Raw genomic sequence first — 18,946 nt, forward strand, 5'->3', positions numbered from 1 at the left:
TTAAACAACTCCAAGAAGTCCTAAAGTAATTGCTAATACTAGTACGCCTAATAACACCCAGTTAACGTTAACTTTTTTGCTCAATAACCAATAGCATCCAAGTGTTACTAAAAGTGGAATTAACCCTTTAAACAGCTGATCCATATATGTCTGAATTAAGATTGGTTTACCATCTGAAATAGGAATGGAAAGTTTTGATTTAAAAATAACCATACTTGCCGTCATACTACCAATCATTAACAAACCAAGTGTGCTAGCTGCCTTAGTCAAGAGTTTCATACTGCCGCTCTCGTAAATATTTTCAATAAATGTTGATCCTAACGTAAAACCCATATACGTCAAATAATATCTAGTTAAGATTGAAGGAACATTGTAAATTATCAAAAATAGAATAGGGCCAAGAATTGATCCCTGTGCAGCTAAGCTGATACCGACACCCGCTGCAATTACACGTAGAACACCCCAAAAAATTGAATCTCCAATCCCTGATAATGGTCCCATTAAAGAAGTTTTTAAAGCAACAATTGAATCAGGATCGAAATCTTTTTCTTCACTATTCTTTTTTTCCATTGATGCAACAAGTCCCATAACAAATGTACCCACATTTTGCGTTATGTTATACCATGTCGTATGTCGAGACAATGCTTCAGCCTGATCTTCTGGATTTTTATAATACCTTCTAATTGCAGGCATTATCGAATAAATAAAACCAGGAGCATGTGCCATTGAAGCACCCGCACGACTTCCAAAAACTGTAAATGAACGCCAAAATATAGAGTTTAACATTTTTTTATCTTCTTTTGATACATCTTTAGTTAATTTCATTCGAAGAAATCCTCCTCTTCTTTATCTTCTGAGTTAGCTAACGAATCTTCTGTATTAACTACGCTTACTTTCTTCTGATTATTTTCAATTTGCAAAAGCTGTCTATCTCTATAGGCATTCAATATCACAATAATTACGCCAATAACCGCTACAGCTATTGAAGGGAGGTTCAAATATGCCACCATAACAAATCCCAAAAAATAATATGGAGATAATTCTTTACTCCACAACATTCTCATAAGAATAGCAAATCCAACTGCTGGTAGAAGTCCACCGGTTGCAGATAATCCGGCCATTAAATTATCAGGTATTTCTTTAATTAATGCTTGTACTGGTTGCGCTCCTTCAAGTACGCCAAAGAAGGTTACTAGAGAAAATATAAAATAATTTAAGAACCACATAAAGAAATGTGTGAAAGTTAATCCTTTTTGATTATTTTCTCTGGCCTGTTTATTGATAATAGGAACAAAGATATTCATCACAACATTCTTTAAAAACATGGAAATAAACGCTGCAAACACACCAATTGGAACCGCCAACGCTAGAGCTGCCTTTTGATTAACATTCATAATTATCGAAAAAGTTGTTGCAAGAACCGTTGCGGTAACAGGTTCTGCAGAAAGTGCACCTCCAATATCGACAGCGCCCATAAAGATTGCTTCAAGAGAGGCACCCATAATAATACCAGTATGTAGATCGCCCATTATGAAACCAGTAACCATACCCACAACTAATGGTCGCTCAATCATCGTTTGACCAAAAAGCCAATTGCCACCATAACAAATAAATACTGTTAATGCAGCTAGCAATGCCACTTTTAACATTTCTATTCCTCCAATCTAATTAACTACTTGAGTAAACTGCTAATAGATACTTTATTGTTACTTGGAATGACCTGCGTAAACGTAGGTTTCCCAACTTTTACTAATTCCTCTAAAGCCTTTTTTTCAGATGGTGAAACCATAATTGTATTAGTAAGTTTCTCTGGTTCTCCTTCTGACTTATCTGCAAATCGACCTACGTTTGCAACATTAATGCCTAAAATATTGTCTACATTCTGTGCAATTTTCAAGGCATCCTTTATATTATTTGTTAGAGCAAACATTCTCATATCCTTTCCTTTAGGATTGTTAAAGACTTTAATTGATTCATCAACTGATCGAATTAGTAATTTTTTGCCTGTTGGTGTAGCCATTTTTAACGTCATTTGCACCGGTGCACTTGTTGAGGCATTATCATTCGCAACAACTATTCCTGGTGTATTTAATTCTTTCGTCCAAACAAGTGCTACTTGTCCGTGAATTAGACGATCATCGACTCTTAACTGTACAATCATTTTTATCTCTCCTTAATTAAAAAAATCACTATTTGATTCTTCACTTTTATCTGTATTATCTGGAATTTGCCAATCAATTACTTCAAGTTTGCTTTCTGCAACAATTTTGTCTACTAGGTTGCGATCTACAGGATCTTTATTAAGAACAAAAGACATGACTAATGGCAAATTTACTCCCGTAATCACAAATACATTTTTATTTTCTTGTCCTAATAATCTCTGCACAACTCGCTGATTTACACTTCCTCCTTTTATATCAGTTAAGATAACTCCTGGTTCGTGTTTCAATTGTTTGATAAAATAATCTATTTGATCCGTATAATCAGTATCATCAATATACGCATCGATTACTGATAATTTTTCTCCCAAACCAGACAGCAATTCAATCGAGCTTTTCAATCCACTTGCCAACTTTCCATGTGATGCTACAAGTATTCTATTCATCCTTAACTCATCCCTTCTGTCTTTTATAAAGCAAATTCCGTGCCAAATAAAAAAAGCCCATGAATTTAGGCTTTTGAATACTAATGTTTAATTATTTAATTTGTGTTCAATCTTTTTTAATATAGAGTTTAAAGATCTCAAATAATAGAGATATTTCGTAATCATCAATAACGACATTATACTTAAGAGCTATCGGCTTAAAAATATCTTTTGTAACTTTATAAAATTCCTTTGCCTCTGCAGAAAGTGGAACATTGTCTATAGATAATCGTGTTCTATTTGACATTAATCGTTCGATCATTAATGCAATATGCATATAAAGATTCAGTTTGATTTTTCCATCCAAATTAAATTCATAATAATTTTCATACTTAAAAATAATTGTTTCAACATCATTCATAATGATGTTAGGATTCAGAAACATTAGTCTCTCGGCAATTCCCTCTAACGAAAAGAATCTTAATAATTCTTCATCAAGACTATAAAGTTGTTTCTTTGACAAGTATTTATTCATAACTCTGTGAATAAAGTCCTTACCACTTTGATCCAAAATGTCATAAACATTGAGATTAGGAATTGCAAATTTCTTAGGCAATGAAGAAGTTGTTAATATAAAAATAGTATTAGCAAAATAATTTTCCTCATTTCCTGCAATCAGTTCTTTCAAGTCTTTATACTCTAAAACATTTAATTCAATTTTTTCAGGCATAAATGGTTCCATGATATCTTTTATTTTTTCTGAAATACCCAATCCTGACATACAAGATATAATAATATTTTTCTTCTGTGAAAAGCCACTGTAGTATTGACTTTCAATAGTATAGTTTTCTTTTGCATATTTTGATATTTCTTTAAAGTCTTGATGGCTTTGTACTTTAAGTGCAACATCTAATGCCGTTGCGGTCGTCAAATTATTAATAACCAACAAATCACTATCTAATTCTCCAGAAATCATATTATACAGCTGACTTAACGAGCCCATGTCAATCATTAAAATGAAACCTGTCATACGTTGAAATTCCGTAATTAACTTAAGCGTGCTCTCTACTATTTTATTAATAGATATATCAATAGGCATATCTATTGCATCAACTAAATAATTACCTCCTAGTTGATTTACCACCGCCTGAATACTACTGGCTGTTTGACTACCATGTGAAATCAGTAAAATTTGAAGTCCGATATTCTCATCTGTTTGATCAGAGATCATTATTGCCAAAATGATAGTCAAACTTAATTGTGCGGCTTGATTATCAGGTTGCAGACTTTTAGTCGCATATTTTGCAATGTGCATTGTTCGTGGACACTTTGTTCTTAAAATCTCTTGCCATTTCTTCAAAGTTTCGGTATCTAAAATCACATTTTTTAAAGTCATGAAAGCAAGAAGAACGCTGAAATATTTTTGAATTTTTATGCCAAATTTTTGATGTAAATTTTTCTCTAGAATTGCTTTTGTTTCCGCATAAATTATTGGATCTAGTAGATCACACGTAATGTTTTTTTGAACACATTCCATTAAATTATTACGTGCAGTATCAATCTCATCACTTTTCTTTATAGCTTTATCAACTAAAAAGGAAAAAGAATTTAGCAGTTCAATATTATTCAGAAAATTAGCGTTAACATCAATTTGAATGGTATGTGTTTTTTGTGGCCCAATTTCTATTTTTTTAATGTTCTGTGCAATTTGACTATAAGAAATCGCACACATCATTCTAATTTCATTTTTTATTTTTCCAACGTTTCCCTCGAAATCCTTGTTCAAAAACCATTTCCAGGTTGCCTCATCAATACTTATTGACTTATTTAATCGCCTAGCTTCAGCTAAGAATAAGTATTCTAATAATTCATTTCTTTCAATTAAAGGTCGCTCCGAATATTTTAACAGCCTTACATGTACTGGCACTCTTCTCATAAAAGTTGTCAGTAACGTATTATCGGTATTTTCTGTAGTTGCAAAAATTAAACGAACCTCAGAATGTTCTAAAACTGTGTTCTCACCTACAGGATAAAAATTACCGGTATCCAAAAATTGAAATAACTTTTCCTGATTTTCTCCAGAAAGTCTATGCACCTCATCTAGAAATAAAATGCCGCCATTAGCATTCTTTAAAAAGCCATCATAATCAGACACTGCTCCGGTAAACGCACCTTTTTTATAGCCAAAAAGAACCGACGATAGTAATTCAGGATTATTTGCATAGTCAGCACAATTCAAAGTTAAAAATTTAGCAGAATCACTAATAATATGCGTATTTTTAGTGTATTCATAGATATTCTCTGCTAAATAGCTTTTCCCCGTTCCACTTGGTCCAGTTATTAAAATATTCAAACCTTTTGGTGGATACTTCACAGCTGCTATACAGTTTGCAAGTATATCTTTTTGACTGCCGTATTTGCCAATGTAATTATCAAAATAATCAATATTATTATCTGACTCACCAGTAACTTCAGAAAAATACCATTCAACCGGTCTGTTCTTTGTCTTTTGTACCAATTCAGCTTTAAATAATTTATTTAGATAATTACTACACACAGATCTCGAAAGACCTGTTGCCTCAGCGAAATCAGAGGTTGTTATTCTTTCCTTGTTCTGCTTTTCTAAAGTTTCATGTAGCTTTGAAATAATTCTTTTTTCTATATTCATTTTGCTCCCCCTGTTTATTAAGCCATTTTGAATCAGCATTCCTTAAATACTTATTAAAGCATAACAAAATTGTTTTAAACACTCAATTCCAAATTTAAACACAAGAAGAACATGTGAGAATAACGATTATTTACGTTCTTATTTTTCGAAGAATTCAAAAACATAAACTATAATACGGTATTCGATCAAAATGTTGATAAATAGCCAACCTTCACCCAAAAATGCAGTGAAAGTTGACTATTTATTTTTACTATCAAATTTAGCGCTGTACGATTCAACACTTACGTTAATTTTTTACACTTTGTAAAAATTTTTACATTAATAAATTTATAATCCAGTTCTAAATTAACTAATTCATTTTAAAGATCTTTTCAGTTTCAGGATAATTCAGAAGCTTTTCAATTCTATTATTTCTTTAAATTTTTACTACCCATTTTCATATGAAACTCAGGATCACTCGCAATATCAGGATTAATTCCCTTTTCGGTGGAAATATAATAGGCTAAACACTGAAATGGAATAATATATTCTAATGCAGAAAAGTACAAATCATTAATAAACGGTAAAACTAAACTACGTACATTTTGGTTTTTATCGGAACTAACAGAATACTGATAGTCTGTTTTGGTAGCCAAATAATTCACTAATTTTAGTTGTCGTTTATAATATTGATCCTGCGTATTCTCGATTATTAACAAGACACTTGACTTATCAATAGCATTATATCCTCCATGCATAAACTCCTCAAGTTCGTAACCACTTACTCCTACTCTGACCGTTTCTAAAAGTTTTAGGGTGCCCTCCATGACGGTACCCATACAATTTTGGTCTCCAATCACTCTAAAGCTTTTTTTATCTAACAGCTCCACTGCAGTGTCTTTAGCCCACAGAATACTTTCGTCAATAACCGATTGTAAATTAATAATCATACGTCTGATATTTCTGATATAGTTGTGATACACATCAATACTAAAATATTCGTTTTGAAAACCGTAACTTAATCCCAAAAGAAAGAGAGTCAGAACAGTTGCTTCGTATCCTTTAGTTTTTGCAGAGGATGTTTCTATACCACAATCCATAAATACATTTACGTCTCCAACTTCTTCAACATCTGTATTTTTTTCTCCAACAACTGTTATACACATATCGCCTCTCGCCTTTGCTTCTTTCAACGCATTAATAGTAGACACACTTGCTCCACTTTGCGAGATCCCAATAAATAAGGTTTGTGGACCATCCTCAGTTATTTCATTAATAAACTCATTTGGAAATAAAGGTGTAACTTGAACTTTTAGTATATGCTCCAGGAATTTTTTCGCAGAAATTCCGGCATGGCAACTAGTCCCGGAACCAACAATATAAATTCGTTGAATCGTAGTTTTGTGTAGGTACTGATTTACTACAGACAACATTCTTTCATTATTCTCAAGAATGCTAATCAGAATGTCAGGTGTTTCTTTAACATATTTAATCATTTTTATCATCTTTTATAACACCCCTACTAGTACACCCACTACACCGAATACCATTAGACCAAGCATAATATAATCTACCTTGATTCCTCTTTTGACTAACCAATATACCAAAAAAGTTAGTCCTAATGGTAGCATTGCTGGTAAAACATTGTTGAAAGTATCTTGTAATACTGTTTTTGCACCGTTTGAAGTGAAAACAAGAGGTGTAGATATCTGAACCATTGTTGCAATCATTGCTCCAACTACAAACGTACCTAATAACTTGGCTGAGGCAGTCAATTTTTCAAATAGTCCAGTTGCGTATGCTTTTTGAATAAATTGCATTCCTCCTGTGTACCCTAGTTTCAAGCCACCAAACCGTAAAATATAATGTGGAATATTGTAGATTAATATAAATAGTATTGCACCTAAAATATTTCCTTTCAAAGCAAGTCCCACACCTATACCTGCTCCAATTATTCTTATTGTTCCCCAGAAAAATGAATCTCCAATTCCTGCTAATGGTCCCATTAAAGCAGCTTTGATTGCTCCAATAGCCGAAGGATCAAAATCTTCCTTTGCCGCGTTCTCTTCCTCCATAGCAACAACGATTCCGACAATAAAAGTAACAAATTGTGGTGATGTGTTAAAAAAAACAACATGTCGTTTTAGTGCTTCTGCTAAATCTTTTTTATCAGGATATATTTTCCTTAACGCTGGCAATACTGTGAAACAAAAACCTATACCCTGCATTCGCTCATAATTAAATGCGCCTTGTAAGGCAAGAGAGCGAAAAATAGTTTTATAAAAAGTCCTTCTGTCCAAAACTCGTAATGGTTTCTCACTGCTACTTTCGCTGTTCGACGAAAATGAAATTTTATTTTCTCTAGCAGCATTTCGATAGGTGACGTACGCAACGGATGCACCAATAATGGATACAGAAACCATGCTCATTTTTAAAACTGCAGCTAGAATAAAACCAATAAATAAATACGGAGCACTATCCTTATCGTAAATAAATCTCATCAAAACGGCAATTCCTAAAGCAGGTAATATGCCAGCTGACATCTGAAGACCAGTTAAAATATTTTGTGGGATTGCTTTAACTACTTCTCGAACCAAATCTGCTCCGAAGAATATACCTAAAAAAACCGGAATAAATGATAATATGAAAAACACAGCCGCTCCAAACCAAAGCAAATGTTCGATACCCTTATCATTTCCATTTTTGGCATATGTGTCGGCTTTACTATTTAAAGTAGTATTAATGACACGTGCAATGATACCAAGGCTTTGAGCTAAAATTGCAATTGGTAAAGCTACGGCAATTGCCGTTTTTGTATCTAATCCCGAAAGAATTGCATACGCCGTCCCTAAGATACCTCCGGTAACCATATCAGGTGGTGTAGCACCACCGATATTTACAAGACCCATCCAAACTAATTCAAGCGAGCCACCCATAATAATTCCCGTCTGAAAGTCTCCTAAAATTAATCCAACAATTGGGCCCACAACTAAGGGCCTGTCTAACATATTCTGACCAAACATGCGAGAATCCCATTGAGCAAGGCCAGCAAGTATCCCCAACGCTAAAGCTTGAAAAAACATTACGTTATCCCCCTTCAATCAAGATATTATTGTTTTTGTGCATAAATTTTTTTAGCCTCAGTAATTGAGAATTCCTTTTCCGAAGGAATTACCTGAACACTAACGTGCTTTCCCAAACTAATCATTGAGTCGCAATTACTAAGATCATTCTGAGAAAGAAACACTTGTCTATCAATTCGATATCTATTTTCTGCTTTACGAATACCACCAAGAATCACTTTTTTTATATCGGGAATACTTTTTGTCAATACTAGCGCATCATCTGTACTTTCAACCACCAAAAACATTTTTCTTTGTTTATTTGAAGTATCATTACAAAATTTAATTGTGTCTTCAGTAGTCAGAATTTCTAAATCTACACTTGGTGGTTTCGCTAAAGTCAAGGCCATTTGTAAAAAGGGATCTTTAGCATTCCTATCATTTGAAACTACTATGGTATCTGCACTGAGATATGACGTCCAAGTCACAGCAACTTGACCATGTATTAATCTATCATCCACACGCAATAGTGAAATCATAATTTTTCTCCTTTTATTTATCTTTTACTAAATCATTTAAATATGTGAGAGAGGCCTTTGCATTATCTATAGCCGTGTGCAACAGTTTATCAGTATTTTCTTCATTACTTAGAACTATCTCAAGCAAAAGGGCCAAATTAAGTTCCGAAACTACATACAAATTTTGATAATTCTTTAAATACGGAAAAGCAAATTGTGTTGAACTTCCACCTGGTATATCCGTTAGAATTATCATTTCTCCAGAATTTTTGTTATTTTCTAGAAATAATTCTATTTGTTCTTTTATAGTTTTAGGAGTGTCATCTTCTGAGATTGTTAATGTATTTAGACTTGAGACACCAGTAATTAATTTAAGTGAATCCTTTATACCATTTGCAAATTCTCCATGTGTAAGTACAAGTATATTTCTCATTTATTCTGTTCCATCCTTTTACCATGTATAAACGTTTCAGTCACTTCATAATTAGAATCCAAAATGGTAATATCCGCATCATAACCTTGATCAAGTCTTCCTTTTGAATTTGATATATTTAGCAGCTGTGCCGGGTATAAAGAGGCCATTTTGAATGCCTCAACTTGTTCAATAGACGAATTTTGAATCACGTTTTTAACTGCATGATTCATTTTTAAAATGCTACCGGCCAAGGTCCCGGCTTTTTTGAGACGAACACTACCATCAACATTTAATTGCACTTGTCGACCATGTAGTTCATATTCGCCTAATGGAAGTCCTTTCGTACGATTTGAATCAGTGATTAAAATCAATTTTTTGGAAGTTTTAATCTTATTTAATAAATTAACAGTGTTGAAATTTATATGAATTCCGTCAGCAATAAACTCACAAACTAAGCTATCACTTAACAATGCATATCCTGACAACGCAAGTTCTCTGTGATGAATCTGTGGCATTCCATTAAACATATGTGTAACTAGTTTTGCACCGGCTGTCTCTCCATTTTTGGCATCCTGAAAACTCGCACCTGAATGTCCCATGCTCACTAAAATTTTATGATCATGAAGATATCGAATAAGGAGTAGATTACTATCTTTTTCGGGAGCAATTGTCACACGTTTAATTGTGTTACTACTTGCATCATTGAACGATTTAAAGTCTTCAATAGTTGGCGTAATTATACTCTCTCTATTTTGCGCACCAGCATATTGAGGGTTAATGAATGGGCCCTCCAAATGAATTCCGAGACAGTTGGATCCAGAATCAATATTTTGATCTCTAATTTTATGCCCTAATGTTTTTAATCGCTTAATTAATTCATCTTTTTTTAACGTAGTCGAGGTAGCCAAAAAAGATGTTGTTCCTTCTGACAATAAATGTTGTCTAACTCTTTCAAATGAATTTGCGTTATCGTCAAGTACATCTGCATCATATCCACCATGAATATGCAGATCAATGAATCCTGGGACTATAAATGAATCACCATAATCAATATCGCATTTGTATTTTGAATTGTGCACAAATTTCACTTTTCTATTTTCTATTTCTAGTACAGCAGGTTGAAGTTTATCTTTTATTAAAACTTTGCTACTTTTAATCAACATATAATATTGTCCCTTTCTATCTTCGAATGATTCCTTGCTGTATTTTCAAAGCGAAAGGAATCACACATAAAATTGATGTTAAGGTCAAAATGGCCAATTTACCAAAACTACAAACAAATCCGCCTATCACACCTCCTGAAAAAAAGGTGAAAACAATTACGAAAATATCTTTCAAAGTACCTTTGCTTTGCTTTTCTCTTTTTTTAAAACTCAACGTAGCGTTAACATACATATTTTTTAGATTTCCAGTCATAATCCCATTATTCAGATTACTTTCACCAAAATTTCTAAATAAGGTCAACGCAAGACCAGAAATGAAACTAAAAGAAAGAATACTTAAGTTGATATCTATACTGTTTTGAAATAACGTATTCACCCAAATAATCAAAGAAAACACACTCCAACCATACAAATAATTTTGTGCATTTTTCTTAATCATCAAAGAAGCAAAAATACACCCCATAGCAAAGCCAATTAATAAATCAAAATTTGAATATGCCAATTTCAAATCTCCTCGCGAAAGTTTTATACCCAAATTTATTAAATTACCTGTCTGAGCACTAATTAAAGTGGACTGATTAAAAACTACAGAGTACGCATTTAATATTCCAATAATTAAAGTTGAGAGAAAAGTTAATACACCTCCGGTATTTTCAGAATTCTTTTGCATTATTTCACTTCCGATTTTTGGTTAAATCTGGTACACTACTTTTGAATTAAGCGCTTACTTCAACTGCAATTATATATAGCTTAACTAAAAAGTCTATACGATATTAGTTATTGAATATATAATCACACACTTTGTAATATATTTCGTAATTGAAACAGAGTGTTCACAAAAATAAAGGAGATATTATGCTGTTTTTAGATTATTCGCCAAAATTAAATACTACAGAAATCGATATATTTCACTATATCTCTAAGAATTCAAGTAAAGTTTGTTTTATGACAATAAGGGAATTATCCGAAGAAATGCATATTGGACAAACAAGTATATGGAGATTTTGTAAGAAGTTTGAATGTGAGGGTTATTCTGATTTTAGATTTAAGTTGAGACAATATGTCAAAGAAAAGAAAAAACGTGCTATAAGTGAAGCAATTGACGAAACTGCTTTAATAAGTTTTTTGCATCAAACAACTGAAGAATTTATTGGAAATAGAATTCAGGAGGCAAGTAAAGAACTTATTGATAAAGAAATCATTATTTTTCTGGGATGGGGAGCTTCAAAAATTATCGCCGACTACGGTGCATATTATTTCTCAAGTATATTTAATTTTTCCCTTAGTGTAGCCAATCCACTTGCTAATCCCATCAGTAATATTTCTGGAGAAACAGCAAAAAAAGTTGGAATAATTGCCATGTCAATGTCTGGAGAATCACCAAAAGTAATTAGAAACTTAGAATATTTTACAGACCTAGGAACAACCATAGTATCTATCACTAATAGTGATAAAAACTCGATTTCCAACATTTCCGATGTAAACATTCCAATTTATGTATCTATCGAAATGAACTTAACAGCCGATATTACTAGTCATGTACCCGCAATTTTTTTAATCGAAAAATTGGCAAAAAATATTGCGATTTTACAAAAAAGTTCATAATAAAAATTCGTAAACTAAAAAGGTTTACTTTATTTAGTATAAATAAGCCTGAAGTATTCATGGTAAAGGACCCAACGTCAATTGTTATCTAATATCGGTTACTTTTTAATTTTGAACTATTTCAATGTACGAAATTTATATGATTTTCAAAATATCTACTTACACATCTTTAAACTTGTCTGAATCAATAGTGTTACTTTTGCATACTTATTTGTACTTGCGTCAATAGTCATCACGATTGAGTAATAGACTTTTTTCTTAAGTGCTGTAGTGTCAAAAATACCTAAAGTTTATTTCCAGAGTGTATTTTTTCAATTAAATAGTTCGCACATGTTCCTAATCAAATTATAATCAAGTGCTTGACACACACATTATTCCGTATAATAATATGCTGTATTAAGTTAATAAATAAGCAAACAAATAGATGAGTAGATTATTATGACTTCACAGAGAACTGTCATTTTGGTGTAAGACAGTAGGAACTAATAATTGAAGATGGTCTAAATTAATGTTTTTTGTCACTGAGCTAATCAGTTAGGTGACAGCGGACACGCCCGATAGCACGCTAGAGTATTCAAAATTAAGTAGTACTCGAAAAGAAATAACTTGTGAAAGTTATTTAAAATAAGGTGGTACCGCGAAAAGCAATTTCGTCCTTAATCTATTGAAAGATTAAGAGTGAAATTGCTTTTTATTTTTGAATTACAAAATAGAGGTGAAACTACGAATCATAAAGCTCAGTGTTACCAATTTAACTGCCATATAGTGCTGAAATAAATTCTGTTAAAAAATATTATCACTAGATGAATATCTCAAATTAGAGAAAAAGAGGAAAAAATATGAGTAAATTAGCTATTATTACAGGTTCCGGTCAAGGTATTGGTGAAGGCATCGCGCATCGTTTAGCCAAAGATGGTTATGCGATCGCTGTTGCCGATATCAATCAAACCACCGCAAAAAAAGTGGCGCAAAGTTTACAGGACGCGGGTTATTCTGCTAAAGCCTACTTAGTAGACGTCGCAAATCGCAAACAAGTTTTCCAATTAGTTGCTGATGCAGTTGCTGACTTAGGTGAACTTGCCGTATATGTGAACAACGCCGGTATTGCATTTATTGATTCATTTATCGACTCCGATCCCAAAGATGTCGAACGGTTATTAGACGTCAATCTCAAGGGAACTTATTGGGGAATTCAAGCTGCCGCCACACAATTTAAAAGGCAGGGACATGGCGGCCGCATTATCAATGCCGCATCCCTTGCTGGCTATGAAGCTTCTGCCTTACAAAGTGCTTATTCTGCTTCAAAATTTGGAATCCGTGGCTTAACACAGTCGGCCGCTAAAGAACTGGCCGAAGATAAAATTACGGTTAATGCTTATAATCCCGGCATTGTGCGTACCAAGATGCGCGATGCAATTGATAAAAAAACTGCTAGTATCAAACATGAGACCGTTGCTCAACAACAGGCTAATTGTTTAAGTGAAATCGCTATTGGTCGGGAAGCAACACCTGCTGATATAGCTGAAGTTGTTGCCTGGTTTGCCTCTGACGCTGCTGGCTATGTAACAGGACAATCTCTACAAGTTGATGGTGGCATGCGATTCCATTAAAAAATAAAATTACAAGAGTACGTTTCTAGGCTTGTAAAAAGAAACGTACTCTTTTTTGTGCCACAAAATTGATCGTTAGCAAAATAATGTTATCCATCCCCAATTTTACAATCAAGTCAGTCGTCTTGTATAAATGGTTAAGCCGGAAATCACCATCTGATATTTATCATCATCAGGCGTTGCACTTTGACCATCAACCATAAAATTCCATAAAGTCTTTTCACACCTATCTTTCTACTTAACCATGTTATAATCCAGTTGATATGTCACCAAAAGTTGGTAATTATTCCTACATCTATATTAAATTTTGTTTGCTTGCACGCCAATAAGCTTTTTTAATAGTTGATTATTCAATCATGTTTTTATATTCGCGGATTATAAGACATGTGTCATATGGAGGAGATAACTATGGAAAGTCGAAAGAAAGTAGCGGTATATCAAGATAGTGTGGAAAGAAAATTACATTACAAAGCCTATAAAGCGGGAAAATTTTGGTTTACAGCCGGAATCACCCTATTATCTGGCGGTATTTTGTTTGTTTCGGGCCCTCCCGTTTCTGCTGACACTACAAGTGCCGCAGAAAGTTCAGTTGTTCAAACCATCAATTCTTCAGCGGCAGCATCCGGTAGTACAGCCACAGATACTCCCCAATTCCAATCAGCTTCTAGTAGTTTAAATGAAACAGATGATCAAGCAACACAATCATCATCTAGTAATATCCCCAGTTCGGCCGCAAATACAGCCAGTCAAAGCGATTTTTTAAAACAGCAAAATGAAAGCGCTAACTCATCTAGTGCTAGCTCGTCTAACAATGATGACTCACTGTCAAGTGCCTCAAGTACTTCAGTATCAAATACCAGTTCTCAAAGCAATACTAATTCGAGCTCGGTCACCAGTGCTGCCAGCAGTCAAAGTGCATCAACCGCAAGTGTTTCGCAAAATTCAACGACACAAACCGACTCAGCAAAGAAAGCTGTGCCTACTAAAGTTTCGGTTAAAGCCACTTCACAAAACATGGCACGAACCGCTTTAGCAGACGAAACAATTGATAGTTGGATGCCTGATAAATCCCTGCAGCAACAAACGCTCACTCAACTAAAGCAACGAGGACTTTTAGGCGCCAACGCAACAGCTAATGACATCACCAAACAGCTTGTGGTCAAAATCAATTTATTTACTATTGGTGGCATGACCCAATTAAAATCACCAACGGGTCAAAATGTGGCTGTTGAAGTTCAAAATCCGGCATTAGCTGTCAGTGATCTCTCTGGTCTTCAGTACTTTACAGGACTTCAAAAATTAGTAATTTGGTTTAATAACATCACTTCAATTGGAGACGAGATTGGTAGCTTAACTAATCTTGTGGAACTAAAAATTCAACGAAATGATCAATTAACCAGTATTTCGAATGCAATTGGTAATTTGAAAGATTTGCATAATCTAAGGATTGAACAAAATGCTAAATTAACCTCATTACCAGCCACTATTAATCAGTTAACCAAACTAGGAACAGATGGTGATGGTTCTGATGCTTATGGCAAAACCGTAATTCTACAACCGGGCGCTAGTGGATCAGGAACGCGCGACGGTCTTTATTTAGATGGAAATGGCTTAACCTCACTTCCCTACATTGGCAATTTAACTGGACTACGTTACCTAAATCTCAATAGTAATCGGTTGACTGATCTATCAACTGCTGGTATTGGCAACTTAACGAATCTTTGGGCGTTATATGTAGGCTCGCTTTATGACGTTAGTAGTGTTCCCAACGAAAATTTCACTGGCGATGGTGGCAGGCAAGTCGGTTCAAGTGGGATTGAAGGTGATATTAGCAAAGGCACCGTAGATCTCATTCCTGGTGATTATTCTAATGTGCATTTAAACTATTCCTATGATCCGGCCAAACCTTATGCGACAACGGCCTACACAGCGTCGGACTTGGAACATTACAACCATCTTTCAACCATTCCATTAGATTGGGGTAATTTAACAAACTTACAAATTCTCGAATTAAATGGCAACGACTTAACGGATTTACCAGATAATTTGAGCAATCTTACGCAATTAAAATGGCTAGTACTTGGCAATAATAAATTCACTAAAATTCCTACTGTCATTCAAAAATTGCCGACTACCACCCACGTAAATTTTTCAAACTGGATTGAAGATTGGCCTTCTTTGGGTGCCTATCGCAACTTTAACGCGATCCCACAAGCTGATTTCATTGCTGCAAACAAGGCTGGCTGGTGGCAACCTGGCCCAGCCTCGCAAATGACATCCTTAGACACTACTGGTGATGTGGCTTCCAATCAGGTATTTACAAATACCTATTACGTTCCAGTCAGCAACGCTAGTGATCCCAATCAGGCTTATCCGTTATTTAACCAAGTGATTCAATACAGCATTGTTAATGGCGAGCTTTCATTTAGTATCGTCAATGATTATGCCCTGCTTCAAACCCTTTATGCGCAATATCAAAGTGGTGGCACTATGGTGGGATTCGGTAATAAAGAAAATAGTCCTTACACAACCTACGTTTATGTAGGCAACTATCCCGCTGGTTACGCTGCATTAGGCTTAGATCCCACTGGCAAACAACTGATCGCCACTGTCTTAGCACCAAATTACACGACTCCTGACAAAGACGTCGGAACGAGCTATTTGCTAATCTATGTGGTGGGCGGAAAACTAAACTATAGCGGCGGTTCCACCAACGGTTATGGCAGCACATCCTATGCGATGTTCTACGATCAATATGGGTTTTCAGCACTCAATGCCTTTACCGTAAAGTTCGTTAAAAATGCTGCAGCAATTACCGGTCAACCTGTAACAATTCACCAAAGTGATACTTGGACACCTAATATGAGTTTTAAAGCGGCAACCGATACTAACGGTGATCAAACGATTAATTATGATGGCATCGCAGATCAAACAACGTTTACAATTACCGAGTTTGACACTGACGGCTCCATAATCAAAACGTACACAGATGCTGCAGCGTTTAACGCAGCTAAAGTCGTCGGCGGTTTGTACTGGATTTCATTTACAAATAGTGGCAGGGTCTCCACTCCCGTTCAAATCACAGTGGTGGCAGACCAAAGCATCGCTAACATTTATTACCAAACTGACGATGGCCAGCTGCTAGATTTTTCGAGCTCTGAAGTTACCATTGGTCAGAACTATCAAGTCACAGCACCAAAGACGATTACCAAAAACGGTGTTATCTACGACTTAGTATCCTCAGATCCAGCAATGGATGCTGAAAATACGGTGACAATTATTCCCGTGAGTGATGTCAGTCAAAATAAAATTATTTTTTACTATCAAGCGGAAGTTGGACAACTCACTGTCGTTTACGTCGATACAGATGGCAATCAAATTAAGCCAAGCACTGTAACAAACAACACAATGGGTCAACCATACGAAATCACACCCGAAACCGTGCTAACCACAACTAATGGTATCTATGATTTTAAAACGGTCTCTGCTAATTCGGCGCCATTAACCGGAAAGTATACTGGTGATGAACTGACAATCACCTTAATTTATAAACTGCAACGTTCAACAGCTAACGTTTACTACCAAACCACGGACGGCAAATTGTTAGCATTCACTAATCCGGGCACATTAAAAGTAGGGTCAAAATATCAAGTCACCGCACCAAAAACCATAACTAAAGATGGCATCACCTATCAATTAATTGCCGCTGATCCAGGCATGGATGCTAATCAAACTGTCTCCATCACAATCGCAAAAGAAGTTAGTCAAAACAAAATTGTGTTTACGTATCAGATTGAAACTGGTGAAATCCTAGTACACTACGTAGATGGCGATGGTAATTCATTACAAGCAAGCACTAGTTTGACGGGTAACATGGGCGGCCCTTATCAAGTGACGATCCCAGAAACACTCATAGTGAATAACAAGGTTTATGCCTATAGAAATACCACCAGCAATTCGGCTCCAATAACCGGAACATTCACTGGTGATACAAGAAATGTGACCCTAGTTTATCAGCTGGAACAAGCCGCAACTACAATCGTTAATAAGACGACTGATGGCACCATTTTAAGTAGCCAAACAATTCCGGATTTAGACGTGGGCAGTGTCTACACCGCGACCGGTGCAAAGCAAATCACAAAGGATGGTATCATCTATAACCTCGTGTCATCATCCCCAGCAATGGATGAAAACAATCAAGTTTCGATTGTGATTGACAAAGATGATACGCAAAACAACATCACATTCATTTATGAAATTGCGCATGGATCGATTACTGTCAACTATGTGGACGAAACCGGACATACGCTTCAACCAAATAAGTCGATTACTGGTGATATGGGTGAAAGCTATGCTGTCTCACCTGCCGATTTAACTCACTTAGGTTATGTATACGTTGAATTAGGTCAAAACTCTGCTCCAGAAAATGGAATCTTGACGAATCAAAACCAAACAGTCATCTTCGTTTATCGATTTAGTGCAACTGTCCCAACACCCGAAAAGGCTGGGACTTTAACAATACGGTATGTGGATGAAGCAGGTCGCACAATTTCACCTGAACTCACACGGGAAGGCTTTGTGGGCAACGGTTACAATGTCTCACCCGCCGATTTAAGTAACCAGGGATATCACTATGTTGGTTTGGCGGAAGGATCCGCGCCAAGTAACGGCAGTTTAACCGCACAATCACAAACTGTGACCTTTGTTTATCATTTAAACAGTGAGGAAACTATCCCCGAAAACTCGTTGTTAACTGTTAAATTTGTGGATAAAAATGGTAAAGAAATTCACAGTTCCTTTGTCAAAGCAGGCTATCAAGGCAACGGCTATGAAATTACACCACTCACAATTGAAGGCTATCATTATATTGGTTTAGCTTCTGGATCAGCACCATTGAGTGGCAGTTTAGATGCTTCAGTCGTCACAGTCATCCTAGTTTATGCCAAAACTGATGACCAAACACCTGGAAAACCGACTCTACCAAACAAACCGGATGTACCAGACAAACCCAATAAACCGATTGGCGAAAAGCCAGTCATTCAAGTGCCTGATATCAAGGAACCAATCGAAAATGTTGAACCAAGCAAGTCTACATTGAACGCAACGGTTAGTGCGGCACCACAAGCTCTGCAAGATGTAAACAAAACTGAGAAGAAAACTAATCAATTACCACAAACTGATGAGCATAAAAGCTTAATTGCACAACTGCTTGGCATAACGGGTCTAATGACTCTGTTAGGCTGGTTGGGTATCAGACGAAAGAAATCTAATCATTAAGTAAGGGTTCGAAACACTCCGTATAAAATAAACCTCCATGATTGAACTTAGTGTTCATCTCTTGG

At 35.3% G+C, this 18,946-nt stretch carries 14 protein-coding genes and 1 other annotated feature; of the genes, 3 read left to right on the top strand and 11 right to left on the bottom strand.

What is annotated here, in order from left to right:
• The 11 genes from IV87_RS00455 to IV87_RS00505 form a co-directional block, all read right to left on the bottom strand.
• On the bottom strand, positions 1–825 hold the full coding sequence (locus IV87_RS00455) for a PTS system mannose/fructose/sorbose family transporter subunit IID (RefSeq protein ID WP_057804937.1): 825 nt from the start codon (positions 823–825) through the stop codon (positions 1–3).
• Complete coding sequence (locus IV87_RS00460; protein WP_057804938.1) at positions 822–1,649, bottom strand: PTS mannose/fructose/sorbose/N-acetylgalactosamine transporter subunit IIC; 828 nt, start codon at positions 1,647–1,649, stop codon at positions 822–824. The genes IV87_RS00455 and IV87_RS00460 overlap by 4 nt, the downstream gene beginning before the upstream one ends.
• A gap of 23 nt (positions 1,650–1,672) precedes the next feature.
• Positions 1,673–2,161, bottom strand: a complete 489-nt coding sequence (locus tag IV87_RS00465) for a PTS sugar transporter subunit IIB (RefSeq protein WP_057804939.1) — start codon at positions 2,159–2,161, stop codon at positions 1,673–1,675.
• Positions 2,162–2,173: 12 nt separating this feature from the next.
• Positions 2,174–2,605 carry a PTS sugar transporter subunit IIA gene (locus tag IV87_RS00470; RefSeq protein ID WP_057804940.1) on the bottom strand — a complete coding sequence of 144 codons (432 nt, stop codon included), beginning with the start codon at positions 2,603–2,605 and terminating at the stop codon, positions 2,174–2,176.
• 106 nt (positions 2,606–2,711) lie between these two features.
• On the bottom strand, positions 2,712–5,252 hold the full coding sequence (locus IV87_RS00475) for a sigma 54-interacting transcriptional regulator (protein ID WP_057804941.1): 2,541 nt from the start codon (positions 5,250–5,252) through the stop codon (positions 2,712–2,714).
• Positions 5,253–5,659: 407 nt separating this feature from the next.
• Positions 5,660–6,736, bottom strand: coding sequence for an SIS domain-containing protein (locus IV87_RS00480; protein ID WP_057804942.1), 1,077 nt, complete (start codon positions 6,734–6,736; stop codon positions 5,660–5,662).
• A gap of 3 nt (positions 6,737–6,739) precedes the next feature.
• Complete coding sequence (locus IV87_RS11160) at positions 6,740–8,314, bottom strand: PTS system mannose/fructose/sorbose family transporter subunit IID (RefSeq protein ID WP_083391847.1); 1,575 nt, start codon at positions 8,312–8,314, stop codon at positions 6,740–6,742.
• A 26-nt stretch (positions 8,315–8,340) separates the two neighbouring features.
• A complete protein-coding gene (locus IV87_RS00490) occupies positions 8,341–8,832 on the bottom strand; it encodes a PTS sugar transporter subunit IIB (RefSeq protein WP_057804943.1) in 492 nt (163 codons plus the stop codon).
• Positions 8,833–8,845: 13 nt separating this feature from the next.
• Positions 8,846–9,244 carry a PTS sugar transporter subunit IIA gene (locus IV87_RS00495; protein ID WP_057804944.1) on the bottom strand — a complete coding sequence of 133 codons (399 nt, stop codon included), beginning with the start codon at positions 9,242–9,244 and terminating at the stop codon, positions 8,846–8,848.
• Complete coding sequence (gene nagA / locus IV87_RS00500) at positions 9,241–10,389, bottom strand: N-acetylglucosamine-6-phosphate deacetylase (RefSeq protein ID WP_057804945.1); 1,149 nt, start codon at positions 10,387–10,389, stop codon at positions 9,241–9,243. The genes IV87_RS00495 and nagA overlap by 4 nt, the downstream gene beginning before the upstream one ends.
• A 16-nt stretch (positions 10,390–10,405) precedes the next feature.
• Positions 10,406–11,059 (bottom strand): YoaK family protein, encoded by a 654-nt coding sequence (locus IV87_RS00505; RefSeq protein ID WP_057804946.1) that lies wholly within the window; start codon positions 11,057–11,059, stop codon positions 10,406–10,408.
• A gap of 185 nt (positions 11,060–11,244) precedes the next feature.
• On the opposite strand from IV87_RS00505, the gene IV87_RS00510 reads away from it, so the two are divergent.
• From IV87_RS00510 to IV87_RS00520, 3 genes are all read left to right on the top strand, one after another.
• Positions 11,245–11,994: a MurR/RpiR family transcriptional regulator gene (locus tag IV87_RS00510; RefSeq protein ID WP_057804947.1), complete on the top strand. Its 750-nt coding sequence runs from the start codon at positions 11,245–11,247 to the stop codon at positions 11,992–11,994.
• A 407-nt stretch (positions 11,995–12,401) separates the two neighbouring features.
• Positions 12,402–12,655, top strand: a binding site (T-box leader).
• Between the two features lie 178 nt (positions 12,656–12,833).
• Complete coding sequence (locus tag IV87_RS00515) at positions 12,834–13,604, top strand: acetoin reductase (protein WP_057804948.1); 771 nt, start codon at positions 12,834–12,836, stop codon at positions 13,602–13,604.
• 408 nt (positions 13,605–14,012) lie between these two features.
• Entirely contained in the window at positions 14,013–18,881 is a 4,869-nt protein-coding gene (locus IV87_RS00520) for a MucBP domain-containing protein (RefSeq protein ID WP_057804949.1), read from the top strand.
• Positions 18,882–18,946: the final 65 nt, after the last annotated feature.

The organism is Pediococcus ethanolidurans (assembly GCF_001437405.1).
Lineage (GTDB): Bacteria > Bacillota > Bacilli > Lactobacillales > Lactobacillaceae > Pediococcus > Pediococcus ethanolidurans.

What these genes read in the sequence shown, in the direction of transcription:
- IV87_RS00455 (WP_057804937.1), bottom strand. Translation starts at nt 825, where the DNA reads ATGAAATTAACTAAAGATGTATCAAAAGAAGATAAAAAAATGTTAAAC.
- IV87_RS00460 (WP_057804938.1), bottom strand. Translation starts at nt 1,649, where the DNA reads ATGTTAAAAGTGGCATTGCTAGCTGCATTAACAGTATTTATTTGTTAT.
- IV87_RS00465 (WP_057804939.1), bottom strand. Translation starts at nt 2,161, where the DNA reads ATGATTGTACAGTTAAGAGTCGATGATCGTCTAATTCACGGACAAGTA.
- IV87_RS00470 (WP_057804940.1), bottom strand. Translation starts at nt 2,605, where the DNA reads ATGAATAGAATACTTGTAGCATCACATGGAAAGTTGGCAAGTGGATTG.
- IV87_RS00475 (WP_057804941.1), bottom strand. Translation starts at nt 5,252, where the DNA reads ATGAATATAGAAAAAAGAATTATTTCAAAGCTACATGAAACTTTAGAA.
- IV87_RS00480 (WP_057804942.1), bottom strand. Translation starts at nt 6,736, where the DNA reads ATGATAAAAATGATTAAATATGTTAAAGAAACACCTGACATTCTGATT.
- IV87_RS11160 (WP_083391847.1), bottom strand. Translation starts at nt 8,314, where the DNA reads ATGTTTTTTCAAGCTTTAGCGTTGGGGATACTTGCTGGCCTTGCTCAA.
- IV87_RS00490 (WP_057804943.1), bottom strand. Translation starts at nt 8,832, where the DNA reads ATGATTTCACTATTGCGTGTGGATGATAGATTAATACATGGTCAAGTT.
- IV87_RS00495 (WP_057804944.1), bottom strand. Translation starts at nt 9,244, where the DNA reads ATGAGAAATATACTTGTACTTACACATGGAGAATTTGCAAATGGTATA.
- nagA (WP_057804945.1), bottom strand. Translation starts at nt 10,389, where the DNA reads ATGTTGATTAAAAGTAGCAAAGTTTTAATAAAAGATAAACTTCAACCT.
- IV87_RS00505 (WP_057804946.1), bottom strand. Translation starts at nt 11,059, where the DNA reads ATGCAAAAGAATTCTGAAAATACCGGAGGTGTATTAACTTTTCTCTCA.
- IV87_RS00510 (WP_057804947.1), top strand. Translation starts at nt 11,245, where the DNA reads ATGCTGTTTTTAGATTATTCGCCAAAATTAAATACTACAGAAATCGAT.
- IV87_RS00515 (WP_057804948.1), top strand. Translation starts at nt 12,834, where the DNA reads ATGAGTAAATTAGCTATTATTACAGGTTCCGGTCAAGGTATTGGTGAA.
- IV87_RS00520 (WP_057804949.1), top strand. Translation starts at nt 14,013, where the DNA reads ATGGAAAGTCGAAAGAAAGTAGCGGTATATCAAGATAGTGTGGAAAGA.